The organism is Mesorhizobium sp. M0768, from assembly GCF_040320195.1.
Classification (GTDB): Bacteria; Pseudomonadota; Alphaproteobacteria; order Rhizobiales; family Rhizobiaceae; genus Mesorhizobium.
On record NZ_JAMYPD010000042.1, the window covers coordinates 12,414 to 28,664 of the forward strand.

A 16,251-nucleotide genomic window follows, 5' to 3' on the forward strand; every position below is an offset into this window, starting at 1 on the left:
CTCAGAACCTTGCCGCTTCGCGAAAGATAATAGCGAATGGTAAACATCGACTGAACGTCCGTGCCGCTTCGGTGGCCTTGGGTTAGGTGCGGCCTGTCCTTGTTGCTGGGCGAGATCGGGGCGGCTGATGCCGGCTCAGTGCGACGCGGATTTCGTGCAAACCCCAACAATGCTGCCCCCGCATCGATCACCGCAAGCAGATTGGCCATCAACTGCAGGGCAAATTCGTTGCTCGCCGGCCGACAAATGCTGGGAGGCACTGCATGCGCGCACTCGGGGACCTGCGGTGAGAGATTGGCGCCCGGCCGCGATTGATCAAAGTTGGGCCTACGGACCGAGTGTCACCGCTTGCGATCGTAACATTGCTGCGATCCGAATTTACTCTTTGGCTCGCGCCCAAGCTGGACGCTCAAGAATGCCGCGTCTTCGCCGATATCCTGACGCTTCAGCCCGGCGACCGGTGGCGCAGGGAAATCTCACGAACGCGAGCCGGATCGCGAGCCAGACCGAAGATGAGCTTTCCACCTCTGCATGATACCGGAGTCTGGGCCCGTTGGCGCAGGATGGAAGTCGATCCTGATGTACGATGATACACTTCCCGTGCGTCGAGATGGGCGGACTCGAAATGAGGCCGCAGTTCGTCAACGACACCGTTGTCGCTCGGGATTGCCTGCTCGAACAGCAGATGTCCGTAATCGGCCGTCAGGCTTCGAGCTCCTTCGGCTGACTTTTGAGGGCGGCGATGAGTAGCCCCAAAAGAGCCTTCCGCCACCGGAGCAGGAGCGAGAAGTTGTAGCCGGCGGGGGCCAGGACGGCGTCGCCCTGCTGGCGGGCGAGGTAGTTGCGGCCAGCTTCTTTCGCTTCGCGCCACCAACCTTCGACCAAACCGGTGCCGTGACACCCGTTCCGAGAACAGGCGAGCCGCGCGCCGGTCCATATGCCGCGAAGGACAGACGAGCCAACATCCCGAAACTTGCTTACGTCGAACTCGCGGGAGACCGGCACCAGGGGGCCTGACACCAAGTCCTCGAATGCCCTCGATGTGTGTTCAAGATCCTAGGAAGTTCTCTCCTTACCACTGGAAGACAGCTCGTCCAGCCGCATCTGAACAGGAGGCCGGTGCTCAATCAGTGCCGCGCAGGATGTGCCCGATTGACAGGCATCAGGGAAGCCCAGGTCCTTAGTCCACAACGCTGTGACGAGCGCGACAACCGCGGCGGGGTTAGCCAGCTCACAGTTCAAGTCGATGGCTCAACTGTTGCATGGGGAGAGCTCTTACTTCTCATTCGCTCCAAATGCGGACGCGGCGCACGAGCTCGGAAGTTGAGATCCCGTAGCGATCGTGAAGCGTCGGCAGCGCGCCAGCGTCGAGGAACTCGTCGGGCAGGGCGATCTGGCGAAAGACTGGGGTCACTCTCTCGCGCATCAGCAGCGCGGCAACGCCTTCGCCAAGGCCACCAATGATGGTGTGGTTCTCCGCCGCCACCACCAGCCGTCCCGGACGGCGCGCCGCGGCAAGTATCGCCTCCGTATCCAGAGGTTTGATCGTCGGAACGTGCAGAACGGCGCAGCCGATCCTGTCGGCTTCAAGCGCCTTCGCCGCCTCCAGCGCGCGCATGGTCATCAGGCCGCTTGAAATGAACAGCACATCCTCACCCTCGCGCAACAGGCGTGCCTTGCCGATTTGGAATGTGTAATCGTACTCGTCGAGCACGACAGGGACCTTGCCGCGCAAAAGCCGCATGTAGACCGGCCCGTTGTAGTCCGCGATCGCCTCCGTGGCCTGTTCGATGTCGAGCGCGTCGCAAGGGTCGATGATCGTCAGGTTCGGCATCCCGCGGAAGATCGCGATGTCCTCCGTCGCCTGGTGGCTGGGGCCGTAGCCGGTCGTCAGCCCCGGTAAGGCGCAGACGATCTTCACATTGAGTTTCTCCTCGGCGATCGCCATGCAGATGAAATCGTAGGCCCGCCTCGATGCGAAGACGGCATAGGTCGTCGCGAAGGGCGTGAAGCCCTCCCGCGCCAGGCCGGCGGCGGCGCTCATCAGCACCTGCTCCGCCATGCCCATCTGATAGAAGCGGTCCGGATGCTCCTGTGCGAAGACATGGAGATCGGTGTATTTCGCGAGGTCTGCCGTCATTCCGATGATCCCGGGCCGCTGGTGCGCCAGTCTGGCCAGTGTCTGTCCAAACGGCGCATTGCGCGTAGGCACGCCATCGGGCGCGATCGATGCGATCATCGCCGAGGTGGTCTTGCGCTCACGCGCGTCGACGGCGTGGCGCGGCGCGAATTTTGACAGCCTCACTGCGGACGTCCCTTCTCCAAAGCTTCGAGCGCCAGCGCCCATTCGTGCGGTTCGACGCGGATGAAATGCGTGATGTCGCGGGTTTCCAGGAACGGCACGCCCTTGGCCATGCGGGTATCGCAAACGATCACACGCGGACGAGGCTCCTTCAGCCCGCGCGCCAGGTCGAAGGCCACGCGGACCGCTTCGATGTCGTTGCCGTCGACGCGCTGCGCGTGCCAGCCGAACGCCTCGAACTTGTCTGTCACCGGCTCGGAGGAAAGCATGGCCGTCGACGGACCATCGGCCTGCTGGTTGTTGAAGTCGACGATGGCAATGAGATTGTCGAGCTTGTGGTGGGCGGCCGACATCGCGGCTTCCCAGGTCGAGCCCTCACCGAGCTCGCCGTCGGACAAAAGATTGTAGACGAAACTGTCGCTTCGCTTGCGCGTCAGCCCCATGCACATGCCAACGGCAATGCCAAGGCCGTGACCGAGCGAGCCGCCGGTGATCTCCATGCCGGGCGTGTATGGCGCCATGCCGGACATCGGCATACGGCTTTCATCGCTGCCATAGGTTTCGAGCTCTTCCTCCGGCAGCACGCCCGCTTCGATCAGAGCCGCGTAGAGCGCGATCGCATAGTGTCCGATCGACAGCAGGAAGCGGTCGCGTCCCTCCCACAACGTGTCCTCCGGCCGGTAACGAAGCGCATGGAAATAGGCGACGGCAAGCACGTCGGCGACACCCAGCGCCTGTCCGACATAACCTTGGCCCTGGACTTGACCCATCCGCACGGCGTGCCGGCGGATACGATAGGCTCGTTCGGCCAGGCTGACATTGCTGCCAGCGCGAGGCATCTCAAGCTCCATTGTCCACTCAGCCATGGATTAGCATCCCACCGTTGACATCGATCACGGCGCCGGTGATGTAGCTGGCCAGATCGGAAGCCAGGAAGAGATAGGCGCCGGCTACGTCGCGCGCCTCGCCCAGCCGGCTGAGCGGGATTCCCTTGATGATGTCGGCGCGCATGGCGTCGGTCAGTTTGTCGCCCGTGATGTCGGTCTGGATCAGGCCCGGCGTGACACAGTTGACGCGGATGCCTTCGGGACCGAATTCGCGCGCCATGGCCTTGGCAAGCCCCAGAACACCCGCCTTGGCAGCCGAATAGTGCGGGCCACCGAAGATGCCGCCGCCGCGCTGGGCCGAAACTGACGACATGCAGATGATCGAGCCGCCGCCATTTTCGCGCATGTTCGGGATGAATGCCTGGCTGAGATAGAGCACGCCGCGTAGGTTGACATCGAGCATGCGGTCCCAGTCAGCCGGGCCGATATCCAGTGTCTTTGCGGGCTGCGTGATCCCGGCAATGTTGCACAGCACGTCGACCTTGCCGAAGGCTTCGGCCACTTCGGCAGCAGCCCTCTTGCACGCATCGAGGTCGGCGACGTTACAGGCGAGGCCAATGTGCTCGGGCCCAAGCGACTCGGCGGCGTCACGGGCCTGTTGCTCATCGAGGTCAAGAATAGCAATGCGCGCGCCTTGCTCCGCCATCAGCGTTGCCGTGGAGCGGCCTATCCCCCGAGGGCTCGCGGCCCCTGAAATCACCACGGCCTTGCCCTTCAGCAACATGTCGAACTCTCCTGCTATTTCTGTTTGCCGGTGATCTAAAGTCGGTAGAACCGGGCAGCGTTGTCATGGAACAGCGCGAGCCGCTCCTCGTGCGGGTAGGCGATCGTAATTTCCTTGAAGGCGTTCAAAATGGCGTCGAAGCTCGAGAACAGCTTGTCGACGGGGAAGTTCGTCGCGAACATCGAGCGGCCGACGCCGAAGGCTGCGATCGCCTCCTCGACATAAGGACGAATCGAGGCCGTGGTCCAAGTCCAGTCGCCCATGCCGAGGCCCGAGATTTTGCAGGCGACGTTCGGCGCTTGCGCCAACTGGTGCATGCCTTTTTTCCAGGCGCCAAAATGCTCGGCGCCGTCGACCTGCATGCCGGTGTGATTGAGAATGATCTGGACGTCGGGAAAGTCGCGCGCGAGTTCGAGGAACTCACCCATCTGGGGATAGTAGAGCTGCAGGTCGAAGCTCAGCCGTCGCTTCGCCAGCTCCCGGAAACCACGCCGCCATTCGGGTGTCCGGCTCACCTCCGGCCGCGCCTGATATGTCTTAGCGGCGTCGGGATGGTAGTTCATCGACTGCCGAATGCCGCGGAAGTTCTGATGTTCCATGTGGCGGTCGAGGAGCTCGCCAACATCGGGTCTAGACAGGTCGGCATAGCCGACGATGCCGTGGGGAAACCCCCGCTTGTCGGCGATCTCCTGCAGCCAGCGCGTCTCCCCAACCGGATCGCTGGGATCGAACCCCACATCCAGGTGCACCGATTTTACGAGGTTCTGGTTCTTGCCGTCCTCAAGATAGTCCTCGAGAAGGTAACTTTTTCGGATCGCCTCGTAGTCACCGAAGGCTGACGGCTTAACCCCGTCGGTCAGCCACGGATAATAATTGGCCTCCAGATCCCACAAATGATGGTGCGGATCGATGAACGGCAGCTCGGCCACGGTCGGGATTCCTTGCTTGAGGTCTGGACCCGCCGGCCAAGCCGGCGGATCCATTGGGTGGCGGTCAGTTGCTCGGGGGAAAGACGCGGGCGATGACCTTCTTGGCCTCGGGACTGTCAACCTTGTCGGCCGTAACAAGAGGCATGACCAAGGCCAGATCCTGGGTCACCGGCGCGCCCGTCAGTGCGTTGTAGACCTGTTGGGTTCCGTCGATGCCTTGGCCCACTGCCTCCTGGAAGAAGATGCCCTGGAGCGCTCCTTTCTTGAGCAGCGCGATCGTGGTCGGCGAGCCGTCGGCTACGGTGATGCCGATCTTGCCGGTGAGGCCCCGGGTCTCGACCACCTTGGCGGCGCCGGTGCCGGCTTCGTCATACATGCCGTAGATGGCCTTGATGTCGGGATTGGCGGTCAAAAGGTCGTTTGCCTGGGTGACGGCCTCGTTGATTGTCAGGCCACGCGTTTCCAGCATCTGGACGAGGTCGCAGCCGTTGGCGGCAAACGCCTCCTTGGCGCCCTTTAGGTATTTCTGTGCATTCTCCCGGTCCTGCGGCAGCGACAGCATGCCAACCTTGTTGCCGCCACGCTCCTTGGCGAGCTCGCAGGTGAATTTCCCCTGCGCCTTGCCGGTCTCATAGTTGTTCGCGGTGACCGAGGACGTATAGTTGGTGAGGCCCGGCTGCGGCCCGATGCCGGCGAAGGCGATCGGCACGTTCTGCTTCGCCAGATAGTCGAGCAGCGGCGGTGTCGAGGTCGAGCTGACGGGGCCGATCACGATGGCCGCGACGCCTTTGGTCACGGCGATCCGAGCATTGTCCATCTGCTTGGCGGGTGAGTTTTCTGAGGTGTACTCGACATAATCCATGCCGAGTTCGTTGGCCTTCTCCTTGACGCCGTAGCCGACCCATTGCCAGTAGGAGATGTCCAGCGATGGGGCGATATAAGCAACGGCCTTCTTGTCTTCCGCGTATGATGCGCTGGACAAGGCGGCCGCCGCCGCCAATGCTGCAAGCAGGATTGTCTTTATTTTCATCTTGGTTCCTCACGTTGATGATCTAGATGCGATTCTTGTTGCTGAAGCGGTCGATCAGAACCGCGAGCAGGATTGCGGCGCCGGTGACGGAGCCTTGCCAGAAGCTGTTCACGCCAATGAGGTTCACGCCGTTCTGGATGCAGGTGATCATCAGAGCGCCCAGCATGGCGCCGATCGCGCTCCCAGTTCCGCCAAATAGGCTGGCCCCTCCAATGACGACGGCGGCGATTGCCTGCAGCATCAGGCTCGCCCCTGCCGTAGCTTCGGCGTTGAGGATGTAGCTGACGGTCAGCAGTCCCGCGAAAGAGGCAAGCAGCCCTGAAGCGACATAGGCAGCAAACTTGATGCGCAGAACCGGAATGCCGAGCAGCCGGGCAGCAATTGCCGACGAGCCGACGGCAAAGAACCAGCGTCCGAGCACGACCTTGCGCAGGACGTATTCCAGCGCGATCATCAATATGATGCAGAACAGAAGATGGTTGGGGACGCCCGGGATAATCTCGCCCGAATTCAGGAGCCAGAAATCCGGCGCGCCGATCGGCATCGAACGACCATTCGTGACGATGAAGGCCAGACTGCCCGCCACCGCGTAGGTGATGAGCGTGACGACGAAAGGCGCGAGCCCAACGACCGTGACCAGAAGACCATTGATCGAGCCGAAGACAAGGCCGACGGCCAGGCCGGCAGCACTGGCGGTCAGTCCGTCGGCGCCACTGGCCATCGCCAGCGCGGTCACCATACCGGTCAGGGAAAAGACTGAACCGACCGAAAGATCGATTCCGCCGGTAATGACGACCAGCAAAACACCGAGCGACATGATTATGAGAGGCGCGGCGGCCTGGATGATGTTTTGCACATTGCCCATGCTGAGTGCTGCGGGCACCAACATGCCGACGGCCAGCAGCAGGACGACGATCGCAGCGGCAATCGCGGCTTCCGTGCGGTAGGACAAAAGAACTACTGGGACGCGCGACGTGGTGGTCCGGAATTTTTTCGTTGTGGTGGTGCCGTCGGTTGCGTCGGTCATGCCGCCATCCCCGTCAGTTCGGCGAGCCCCTCCTCGGTGAAGTGCTCTTCAGGCAGAAAGCCCTTTGGCCGCCCATCGGTGTCAAAGGCGAAAATGGCGTCGCAAAGCTCGAGCAGTTCGACGTTCTCGGTCGACCACCAGATGATGATCGCGCCAGCGTCGGCCATCTCCCGGATCAAACCGTAAATGTCATGCTTGGTGCCGATGTCGACGCCACGCGTCGGCTCTTCCAGCACCACCATCCGGAGCGGCAGTCCAAGCCACCGTGCGACGAGAAGCTTCTGCTGGTTGCCGCCGGACAACGAGGCCGGCAGATCCCAGATCGAGCTGGCTTTCAACTTCAGCGCCGAAATGAGATCGTGACATTCCTGCCGCTCGGCTGCGGCCACGATCCGCCGCCTTTCGCGAACCCTGCGTGCTGCAAGCACGTTATCGACGATGGGCAGCTGCGAAAGGATCCCCTTGGTTGCGCGGTCGCCCGAAACAAAGCCGATACCGGCCCGCGCCGCTGCCGCTGGGGACGAGAAACGGTCCCCAAAACCCCCGCCCGAAAGGCGCCAGCCAGCTCCGGGTCCGGCACCCACAAGGGGAGCAATGAGGCCGGTCGGGCCCGCCGGTGCGCCGGCCAGTCCCAAAATGGTCCCGGACAAAATTGCGATCCTGACGTTGTCTGGGCCCAGCAGCTCGATCGGTGGGCTCTGGGGGAGGCCCCTTTGCGGTTTGCGGTGGGTTGCTGGACGCTGCGCGTGTTGGCCCATCTGCTGGATGATGTCCGCGTCGCTGAGCGAGGTCAGGGGCGTGGCATTCGCGATCGTGACGCCATCGCGCAAGATCGTGCAGACATCGCAGAGCGCGCGGATTTCGCGCATACGGTGAGAAACAAAGACGATACCAATGCCTTCTTCTCGCACAAGCCGCTTTAGCACCGAGAAGAGTTTGACCGTCTCGGCGGCTGTCAGGTTCGCGGTAGGCTCATCGAGAAGCAGCACTTCCGCTCCAGTCGAAAGTGCGCGGGCAATCTCCACGATCTGGCCTTCGTGGAGGGACAATTTGCGTGCCGGCAGATCGATGATCTCTTCGCCGATCGCTGGGTCGATCAGCCGGAGCGCTCCGAGCGCGATTTCCCGCATGCAGCGACGGCTGATCTGGAACCAGCCCGCCTTTGCATGCACGATGCCGATATTTTCCGCGACCGACAGCTCGGGCAATAGCGCCAGCTCCTGATGCACCACCGCGATGATCGGGCTGGTGTGGCAGGCCTTCGACGAGGCGAAGCCAATATCGCCGGCATCCCGTGAGATCAGCCCGGTGATGATGCGGATCAGAGTGCTTTTGCCGGCGCCGTTGCCGCCCAGGAGCGCGTGGATTTCGCCAGGCCGGACCTGAAAACTCACGCCCCGAAGGACCCGTGTTGCGCCGTAGTTCTTCTTGACGTTGGAAGCCTCGATCAGGGGCTTCCTGGTCGATGCCTGTCCAACTGCCGGCACATTGCCGGCACTACCCAAGCTTTGGGGTGAACCCGGTTCCATCCTGCATCTCCTCCCGAGACCACAGGATGATGCGACCGATTGACATTAGGCTCAATTCTCGTTTCTTAATATTCTGTGTAGCTGAGCTTAACTGACGAGGACGATGTCAGACATCAAGTTCAATTCGATGACGCATTTCGAGGCGGTCGCGCGGCTCGGCGGCGTGGCAAAGGCCGCGCAGGAATTGCAGGTGACACCTTCGGCGGTTAGCCAGCAGCTGCGGCTGCTCGAACACCAACTCGGGGTCCGGCTTTTTCAGCGCGAAAAGCGCCATCTCTCGCTCACGATCGACGGTGAGCGGCTCTTCCAGACCACCACCCAGGCTTTCGAATCCATACGCGAGGTGCGTAATGCCATTGTGCGGCAGCGCGAAAGCTTCCAGCTTAGCCTGCGCGTCAGTCCTTCCTTCGGCGAGAAATGGCTGGCGCCGCGGTTGGCCGAGTTCAGCAAGGGCTATCCGAGCTGGAATTTGCGCGTCGACGCCACGCCCAATTTCTCGGATTTCGAAACGGAGGTCATCGATCTCGATCTTCGTTATGGCGACGGCGGCTGGGCCGGCCTTTATTCGGATTGCGTCGTCAACGATCTGATCCTGCCGATGTGCTCGCCTTCCTATCTTGCCGGACTGCGCGCGATCTCACCGGATCCGCGCGAGCAGCTTCGCCATGCGCGGTTGATCGACAGTGTGAAGGCCTATTTCCGGTGGGATTATTGGCTGCCGCGCAACGGTATCCAGGGCGCCCGCATGGCCTATCCTTACCGTTTCGACCGTTCGTCAATGTCGATTCAACTGGCGAAGGACGGTGCAGGTGTGGTCCTGGAAAGCACATCCATCGCATTCGAGGACCTGGTGTCGGGTTCTCTGGTTCCGGTCTCGATAGAGTTCGAGGTCATCGAGTTTCCGGGATACTGGCTGGTCTGTCCTTCGCGGCATATGAACCGGCGCGCGGTTCGCCTGTTTTCGGACTGGGTGTCACGCGTGGGTAAGCGCGACACCGATCTGGCTCGCCGGTTTCTGGCGGAAAAGCAACTGCGCATATCGTTCGAACGACGGCCTCATTTCGGGGCACGGGATGACAAAGCGGCGCCAATGGCGTGAACAGTTCGGCGTTCAAGACATGGCAAGACGAAGATTGACAGCACGTTGCGGTTGAAGCTGGCAAAACGCAGGCTGTGTGCAAGCGAATGGGTTGGCCCCGCTTTTCCAGCGACCTTCCTCTTTTCCAACCCGACAACGACTGACTTACCTGTTTTCTGACGCAGCCGGAGACGGAGGCACTCAGTTCATACAGCCGTAAATTACCGGCGTCATCGTCCGTGCAACTCTACAGGGAATGCTCGACAGCATTGTAATGCCATTCCGCCGACGCGGCCATGGCTTCAATGAACGCGAGTTTGACGGTAGCGACTAAGCAACCGAACCGTGGCGCCAATGACCTTCTGAGCTTCCTCCCATTTCGGAAGATCTCGTTCCCCAACACGCGTGGCGATCGCGGCCAGTATCCAACCTACGCAGCTGATGTCTTCGGCAGCCTTCAGTTTCTCATGCTGCAGGATGCAAGCTTCAATGCCCGGTCGGGGCGGAGACCCGGGCGTAGTACGCTCAGCGATTAGCTGCAGACCGGCGTCGTAGGCGGCGCAAATTTTAATTCTATCGCCCCTTTCCGATTTCATCACCACATTCGCCCAAAGGGCCAACTCAGTTAAAAGATCGGTTACTTCATCTCTCATTAAAAACTGCCGCTGTTTTCTTCATGAAACGAAATTCCACGATCCAGATAGCGCGTGGCCCGGACAATGAGCGAGGTATTTTCGGGGTTTGTTGTTATCGAGCGAACCACTCCTTCTAAGCTTGCCGAGAATGTTAGTCAAAACGCTCAGTTTGCTCGGCAGGATCGCCGTCTAGACACAGCGGGCAAACATACGCATGCGGTTTCGTCACCACCAAGACCACCGATGGCTTGTGGCAGCGATCACAGGCAAAATCCCGGTGTGCAGTAGGCCAAACGTCATTTTCTATCTTTAGAGCACGGAGCCCCATCGTTTGGCAGCCGTCATCTTGCTGCCAGCCGGCGGAGGGCGCTGGGCTGGCACAGTGGTCTCGGGTTTAATGCGGAGGTATGGGAAAGAGAGGCTCTCCCGGCTCACTGCGCCAGCAATGGTATCGGCACTCACAGGGGCGTCCCAGGTTGATTGGTGGCCCGTAGCGAGAAGACTCGATCGGGCGAGTTTGGCTGATTACTCGCATTCTGACCGCCGAATTCAAGAATAGTGTTGCCCTTGAGATAACTCTTCGCGCTTGAGTTGCACGTATGCAACAGCCACTACCGACCTGCGAGGAGCGGAAAATTCCGAAACCTTGTCGGCGCCGCGAGAGGCCCCTTATTTGAAATCGCGTCTTGGCTTGCGACCTGGATGCCTCGCGCGAATATGCCGGTCTGATGGTACAGACGAAGGCGACTGGTAAAGCGATCGGCAAGGCCGAAGGTTACATCGCCGCCACAGCCGCTGCTCGCGAGTTCTTGTTCGTGGGCACGATCGGCATCGGGCGGGCCAGACCAAGATCGGCATGGCCAATCTCGCCTACAATCTCACCCGCCCGTATGGCACCAGGGGCGAACTGCGCCCGCATGACGACGAAGGCGGCGCAAACCGCCACCGCGATGCCAAAATCGGCAATCTCAACAACCAACTCCGAAGCGATCGCCGTCATCAGTCCACGCAGAAATCAGCGCGGCCCTACCGGTCCGCGAAACGCCGATAGTACGAGGTGCCCAGGTGGCTGGAGGCCATTCCTATGAAGGCAAAGCCTGACCCTATTCGTGATATTCTGAAGCGCCTGCAGTGGTGCTGGGTCACGTTCGCTTCCCGCGCGATCTTGGCCGTCCATCAACCACGGCGCGTCCTTAGTTCCTCAATATTCACGACACTGTCGAAAATATACCCCGCGCCGCGCTCGGTGCGGATATACTGCGGGCGCGGCGCCTTATCCTGCCCCAACTTACGGCGAAGGCGGACGATAAGAACATCGATGCTGCGGTAGTAGACCTCCTGATCATAGACACGGGTCGCCATCAGAAGCTGCTCACGTGAAAGGACCCGACCTGGGTTCTTGAGAAAGGCCATCAGGAGGTTGAACTCGCCGGCGGTGAGCTTGACGTCAGGATCCGTTCCCCGGCGCAAGCTCCGACGCTTGGTGCTAACTCGCCAGTCATCGAAACGGTAGATGGTGTTTCGGTCACGCTCCGGCCGCTGGCGCATAGCGGCGCGCACGCGGGCGCGGAACTCCGTAAGCCCGAAGGGCATAGTAATGTAGTCGCGAGCGCCGGTTTCGAGGCCAATCACCTTGTCGGCCTCATCTACGAAGTCACCGCTGATGATGATGATCGGAAGATCCCTCTTGGCACCAAAATCTCGAACGAACTGCAAACCGTCCTCTCGGCCGTAGCTCAGGTCGACAATTGCTAGATCAATCGCTTCAGAAGCCATATTGCTGGCGGCCTGCTGGCGGTTTTCGACCGCTCTGATGTTAAACTCATGCTTAGACAAGAAGCCCATAAGCGGTTCTCTCGTCAACGCGTCCTGACCGACGATGAGAATGTTCTTCATGGTCACTTCCTATTGACTGCAGCTTGGGCTGCCGGGGACGGTAGTCAAATTAGTGACGCTCAGCAGGTGGGACAATCTTCATCAGGCGTATTGCGGAATAGCGCAGACAAATAGGTCCTATGCGGAGTTCCTGCTGCGCAACAGTGCCCCCAAAGCCTGCTAGTTTTTGATGGATTGTCCGTCCTCTGCGACCACTCGTTCGGCAGACCGGGTTTATCCCCGCTGAGATTCGTATCGCTCCGGTCCTCTGGCACCATCACTGGAGCGCTTTTGCACCCAACTTCCTCTCCCGGCGGCTCCAATTCAGTTCAGCTTTGTTTCAATTTAAATCGCTGAAAAGTTGACATTCGTATGGATTCGTCGAGATTTATTGATCAGACGCAGAACTCGCCTTGATGTTAATTCCACTGTCTACAGGAAACTCCTGATGCCAAACCTTTTATCTAATTCCAATCTCCTTTCTAGACCCATGCTATCCTTTCTTTTGAACTTGCATGTCTTATTGTGCAGATCGCTCAGGGGGCGGAGCTTTCATGAACGGCGGGATGTCCGAGAGCAGGAGAGTGGAGATGAGTAGACTGGTCGTAGTCTCAAACAGGGTTTCGCTGCCCGACGAGCATGGTTCCCCGCCGCCAGGCGGGATGGCGATTGCGCTGAGCGCTGCGCTCCGGCGAAGGCACGGCCTATGGATGGGCTGGTCGGGGAAGGTGAAAGCCGGGGAGGACCCGTCAGGGCCGATCTCACGCCGGGAGGCCGGCGGGATCAATTATGCGCTTACCGATCTCTCGCAGACAGATTTGGACGACTATTACTACGGCTTTGCCAACCGGGTTCTTTGGCCGGTTTTCCACTGCCGAGTCGACCTCGCCGAGTATTCCGAAGCACGAATGTCCGGATATCAGCGCGTCAACCGACTGTTTGCAAAGCTGTTGCAGCCGCTCATCAGCGACGACGACGTCATATGGGTGCACGACTATCACCTGATCCCGCTTGCGAAAGAACTGCGGAACCTCGGCTGCGGCAATAAGATCGGCTTCTTCCTGCACATTCCGTGGCCGGCGGCGGACATCCTCTTCACCGTACCGCACTATGATGATTTGCTACGCGGGCTTTCGTGCTATGACCTCGTCGGCTTTCATACCGATGACGATCTTAGTAACTTCGCCGAATGCTTGCGCCGTCAGGGGTTACCGGACCCCATCACAAACGGTGTGTGCCAAGCCTATGGACGTGTGTTTCGCTGCGGCGTTTTTCCGATCGGCATCGACACGGCCGAGTTCGAACGACTGGCCGAGCAGGCGGCGCGCAGCGAGACTCTGCAGGAGCCCTCTCAGAGGATTCCCGGTTGTAAAGTCGCGATCGGCGTCGACCGCCTCGACTATTCGAAGGGCATCGAGAAGCGCATCGTCGCGTTTGACCGCTTCCTGCGGAGCAACGACCACCGCATCGGCAAGACGCAACTGCTGCAGATCACACCGAAATCCCGCACGGAAATACCGGCATATCTGGCGATGCAAAAGGACGTCGCCGAGCGGGTGGGGCGCGTTGATGGCGAACTCGGAACGATCCATTGGATGCCCGTTCACTACATCAACCGGTCCGTTGGACCCAGCGAGCTCGCCGGTCTATACCGCATGGCACGCGTCGGCCTGGTCACGCCGCTCCGCGACGGCATGAACCTTGTAGCTAAGGAATATGTCGCCGCACAGGACCCACAGAATCCAGGTGTTCTCGTGCTTTCGCGTTTTGCCGGCGCAGCCAGAGAGCTAGGCGGAGCGATCCTCGTCAATCCCTACGATCCGGAAGCGACGGCGAGGGCCATCGAAGAAGCCCTGGACATGCAGTTAGATGAGCGGATCGATCGTTGGCGTGCGATGATCGGCCGGCTCCGCGAATACAACGTCTATCGCTGGTGCGACGACTTTCTGTTAGGCCTGGATCAGCGCTGAGCTTTGCCGCGTTCCTTGGCCTAGCTTCGCCAGCATGAGGCTGACCGCGACCAAGTGAATCAGGCAGCATTTCGGCCTCGCTGAGCGATGCCGAATGTGCTGACGCTTAGCGCGAGCACACCGCTTACTAAGACAAGAGGAGAAGGCCGTGGATGAGCTCGCTTGCAGTCGCGAAACTTCAAAAAAGCGGGCGCAGCCGTTTGTCGCGGAACCTCGCGCCACACGGCAGCGGCAAATGCTGGCGTCGATTGACCTGAACTTGCTGTTTGCTCTCGAAGCGCTGCTGGAACACCGCAACGTCACGCATGCGGCTCGACACGTGGGCTTGAGCCAGCCCTCGATGAGCCGAGCGTTGAGGAGGCTGCGTGGCATTTTCAACGACGATCTTTTGGTTCGCGGCTCCATGGGCCTGGTTCCGACCCCGCAGGCCCAACGCTTGAGCCGAATGCTGCCGCCGGTGCTGGATGCGATCCGCGGGATAGTGAACGGCAGTCTTGCCCAAGCCAATTGGCGATCGAAGGCGATAATGGCGATGCCCGATCATCAAGGACTGGTCCTGCTGCCGCGGCTCCTGCCCCGGCTGCGCCAGCACGCGCCTCATCTGGACGTCGTCATCGATCCGCTTCTCTCCGGCGCGATGCGGCGGCTTGAGCTAGGCGAGATCGATTTGGCTATAGGGCAGATTAGCGCCTCGCCGCCCGGATACTTGAGGCGCAGCCTCTACTCCGACCGGTTTGCCTGCCTGCTGCGCCACGACCATCCAGCCCTGGCGCGGGAATGGACAATCGAGAGCTTCGCGGCCTTGCGCCACGCAGCCATTGCATTGGACTCCAAAGACGGCTTCGGCCGGGTGCATGACGAACTGGTCAAGTTAGATCTCCAGGGTCGCGATCCGGTGTTGGTTTCCAACATCTTGACGGCCGCGTTGGCGATCGCGGCGACCGATCTGCTGTTGATTGTACCACGCGGCGTCGCGACCAGGATCGCCGCCTTGCTGCCGCTAGCGATTATGGATCCGCCTGTGCAATTGACACCCTATGAAGTCGCGCTGATTTGGCACGAGCGTTCCCATCGCGACCCGGAGCATCGTTGTCTGCGCCACGAGATCGCCGTCGCCGCGGCGGCGGGAACTGAGAGCAAAATATCCCAACTGGGAAGGCAAGTGACTGATGAGTCGCCTAGGCAAGAAACGTGATCCGAATCCGGGGCTATCGTCAGGATATGACGGAAAAAGTTTATTGCCCTGCTCGCCCGTTGGGAGGGGAAGCTGGCTCTGCTGTGCCAGCGCATTGAAACCGTGCCGGTTTCGACAATTTGAAGCGAGGCAACAGGGCCAGACGAGAAGGTATCATACGCCCAGCCATCTATATACAGGCCAAAAACCGCCTCTCTTCGACCGCCATTCGGCCGCGCCAAGCCTTCCACAGGCCAGCTTCCCATGGTGTCTGTGAGGTGCCTGCATGCTGGCAGCATATCTTGGCTCGGACCCCGAAGCATGCAAGTCCTTGGCACTAATCGCGAGTTCTCTGAGGCAGATCGATATCCTTGATCACCGTTTATTGCGGGCAGGGCGCTCCGCGCAGATCGTCATCGTCGATTGTCGCGAACCGATTCACGACAAGCACGGGCGTGCGAAGCTCTCGCCCGAACCTGTCAAACTGGCTCTGGTTCTGGAAGAGAGCCTGGATCGACAAGCGGTCTTCTCCAACGGGTATTCCGATTACCTGTTGTGGCCGCTCACCGAGCAGGAAGTTCTGCGCAGACTTACCGCCTGCATCGTTCAGTTCGCGCAGCGTTCTACCCCGCCTTTCTTCTCAGCCGATCCGATCGTTCAGAATTCATGCAGTCTGCTGGCGCAGCGGGTCGATCAGCAGATCACCCGCGTCGAATTGGCGCGAATGGTAGGGACCAACAGGACAACGCTCACCACCCGTTTCGAGACATCGTTTGGCTGCGGGCCAATGACTTGGCTACGGCGCTACCGGATGACGGAGGCTGCTGACCGGTTGCGTAACGGGCATGAAAGCATCGCCAAGGTCGCCGAATCCTTCAGCTACGAGAACAGCAACAACTTCTCCACAGCCTTCAAGGCGTTTCATGGCCTCTCGCCACTGCGCTATCGCAAAATGATACGGCGCAGAGAAAAGCCTGTCTAACGCAAAGGTGGGGGCCGGAGCGAATTGGTATAAGGCGACGCGGGCACGCAAAGATCATCTCATCTCCGAGGCGTTTCCGCGCTTTGGGCACCTTAAGCTCTCGACCAAC

Annotated in this window: 13 protein-coding genes and 1 pseudogene; 4 read left to right on the plus strand and 10 right to left on the minus strand. The window is 60.3% G+C overall.

What is annotated here, in order from left to right; translation table 11 throughout:
* Nucleotides 1-702: 702 nt before the first annotated feature.
* The 8 genes and pseudogenes from NKI08_RS30715 to NKI08_RS30750 form a co-directional block, all read right to left on the minus strand.
* A pseudogene (locus NKI08_RS30715) lies at nucleotides 703-849 on the minus strand (IS5/IS1182 family transposase); the annotation flags it as partial.
* Nucleotides 850-1,282: 433 nt separating this feature from the next.
* Nucleotides 1,283-2,305, minus strand: coding sequence for a transketolase family protein (locus NKI08_RS30720; protein WP_502899686.1), 1,023 nt, complete (start codon nucleotides 2,303-2,305; stop codon nucleotides 1,283-1,285).
* Nucleotides 2,302-3,141 (minus strand): transketolase, encoded by an 840-nt coding sequence (locus NKI08_RS30725; RefSeq protein ID WP_352774788.1) that lies wholly within the window; start codon nucleotides 3,139-3,141, stop codon nucleotides 2,302-2,304. Before NKI08_RS30725 ends, NKI08_RS30720 begins: the two co-directional genes overlap by 4 nt.
* Nucleotides 3,142-3,160: 19 nt before the next feature.
* On the minus strand, nucleotides 3,161-3,913 hold the full coding sequence (locus NKI08_RS30730) for an SDR family NAD(P)-dependent oxidoreductase (RefSeq protein WP_352774754.1): 753 nt from the start codon (nucleotides 3,911-3,913) through the stop codon (nucleotides 3,161-3,163).
* A 35-nt stretch (nucleotides 3,914-3,948) separates the two neighbouring features.
* Entirely contained in the window at nucleotides 3,949-4,842 is an 894-nt protein-coding gene (locus NKI08_RS30735; RefSeq protein ID WP_352691957.1) for an amidohydrolase family protein, read from the minus strand.
* Between the two features lie 64 nt (nucleotides 4,843-4,906).
* A complete protein-coding gene (locus NKI08_RS30740; protein WP_352774756.1) occupies nucleotides 4,907-5,872 on the minus strand; it encodes a substrate-binding domain-containing protein in 966 nt (321 codons plus the stop codon).
* A 22-nt stretch (nucleotides 5,873-5,894) separates the two neighbouring features.
* Nucleotides 5,895-6,899 carry an ABC transporter permease gene (locus NKI08_RS30745; protein WP_352774757.1) on the minus strand — a complete coding sequence of 335 codons (1,005 nt, stop codon included), beginning with the start codon at nucleotides 6,897-6,899 and terminating at the stop codon, nucleotides 5,895-5,897.
* A complete protein-coding gene (locus tag NKI08_RS30750) occupies nucleotides 6,896-8,428 on the minus strand; it encodes an ATP-binding cassette domain-containing protein (protein WP_502899687.1) in 1,533 nt (510 codons plus the stop codon). The genes NKI08_RS30745 and NKI08_RS30750 overlap by 4 nt, the downstream gene beginning before the upstream one ends.
* Nucleotides 8,429-8,531: 103 nt before the next feature.
* Between NKI08_RS30750 and NKI08_RS30755 the strand changes: the two genes are divergently transcribed.
* On the plus strand, nucleotides 8,532-9,527 hold the full coding sequence (locus NKI08_RS30755; RefSeq protein ID WP_352774759.1) for a LysR substrate-binding domain-containing protein: 996 nt from the start codon (nucleotides 8,532-8,534) through the stop codon (nucleotides 9,525-9,527).
* Between the two features lie 1,389 nt (nucleotides 9,528-10,916).
* Here NKI08_RS30755 and NKI08_RS30760 read toward each other — a convergent pair.
* Entirely contained in the window at nucleotides 10,917-11,141 is a 225-nt protein-coding gene (locus NKI08_RS30760; RefSeq protein ID WP_352774761.1) for a hypothetical protein, read from the minus strand.
* 176 nt (nucleotides 11,142-11,317) lie between these two features.
* Entirely contained in the window at nucleotides 11,318-12,037 is a 720-nt protein-coding gene (locus NKI08_RS30765) for a winged helix-turn-helix domain-containing protein (RefSeq protein WP_352451776.1), read from the minus strand.
* A 569-nt stretch (nucleotides 12,038-12,606) separates the two neighbouring features.
* Between NKI08_RS30765 and NKI08_RS30770 the strand changes: the two genes are divergently transcribed.
* From NKI08_RS30770 to NKI08_RS30780, 3 genes are all read left to right on the plus strand, one after another.
* Nucleotides 12,607-13,986, plus strand: a complete 1,380-nt coding sequence (locus tag NKI08_RS30770) for an alpha,alpha-trehalose-phosphate synthase (UDP-forming) (protein WP_352706706.1) — start codon at nucleotides 12,607-12,609, stop codon at nucleotides 13,984-13,986.
* A 235-nt stretch (nucleotides 13,987-14,221) separates the two neighbouring features.
* The gene (locus NKI08_RS30775) at nucleotides 14,222-15,181 is read left to right on the plus strand and encodes a LysR family transcriptional regulator (protein ID WP_352774792.1); all 960 of its coding nucleotides are present in this window, start codon (nucleotides 14,222-14,224) and stop codon (nucleotides 15,179-15,181) included.
* 265 nt (nucleotides 15,182-15,446) lie between these two features.
* Nucleotides 15,447-16,142, plus strand: a complete 696-nt coding sequence (locus NKI08_RS30780) for a helix-turn-helix domain-containing protein (RefSeq protein ID WP_352451774.1) — start codon at nucleotides 15,447-15,449, stop codon at nucleotides 16,140-16,142.
* Nucleotides 16,143-16,251: the final 109 nt, after the last annotated feature.

Excerpts from the sequence above, each read along its gene's own strand:
- NKI08_RS30725 (WP_352774788.1), bottom strand. The coding sequence starts at position 3,141 with ATGCCTCGCGCTGGCAGCAATGTCAGCCTGGCCGAACGAGCCTATCGT.
- NKI08_RS30730 (WP_352774754.1), bottom strand. The coding sequence starts at position 3,913 with ATGTTGCTGAAGGGCAAGGCCGTGGTGATTTCAGGGGCCGCGAGCCCT.
- NKI08_RS30740 (WP_352774756.1), bottom strand. The coding sequence starts at position 5,872 with ATGAAAATAAAGACAATCCTGCTTGCAGCATTGGCGGCGGCGGCCGCC.
- NKI08_RS30745 (WP_352774757.1), bottom strand. The coding sequence starts at position 6,899 with ATGACCGACGCAACCGACGGCACCACCACAACGAAAAAATTCCGGACC.
- NKI08_RS30750 (WP_502899687.1), bottom strand. The coding sequence starts at position 8,428 with ATGGAACCGGGTTCACCCCAAAGCTTGGGTAGTGCCGGCAATGTGCCG.
- NKI08_RS30755 (WP_352774759.1), top strand. The coding sequence starts at position 8,532 with ATGTCAGACATCAAGTTCAATTCGATGACGCATTTCGAGGCGGTCGCG.
- NKI08_RS30760 (WP_352774761.1), bottom strand. The coding sequence starts at position 11,141 with ATGACGGCGATCGCTTCGGAGTTGGTTGTTGAGATTGCCGATTTTGGC.
- NKI08_RS30765 (WP_352451776.1), bottom strand. The coding sequence starts at position 12,037 with ATGAAGAACATTCTCATCGTCGGTCAGGACGCGTTGACGAGAGAACCG.
- NKI08_RS30770 (WP_352706706.1), top strand. The coding sequence starts at position 12,607 with ATGAGTAGACTGGTCGTAGTCTCAAACAGGGTTTCGCTGCCCGACGAG.
- NKI08_RS30775 (WP_352774792.1), top strand. The coding sequence starts at position 14,222 with ATGCTGGCGTCGATTGACCTGAACTTGCTGTTTGCTCTCGAAGCGCTG.
- NKI08_RS30780 (WP_352451774.1), top strand. The coding sequence starts at position 15,447 with ATGCTGGCAGCATATCTTGGCTCGGACCCCGAAGCATGCAAGTCCTTG.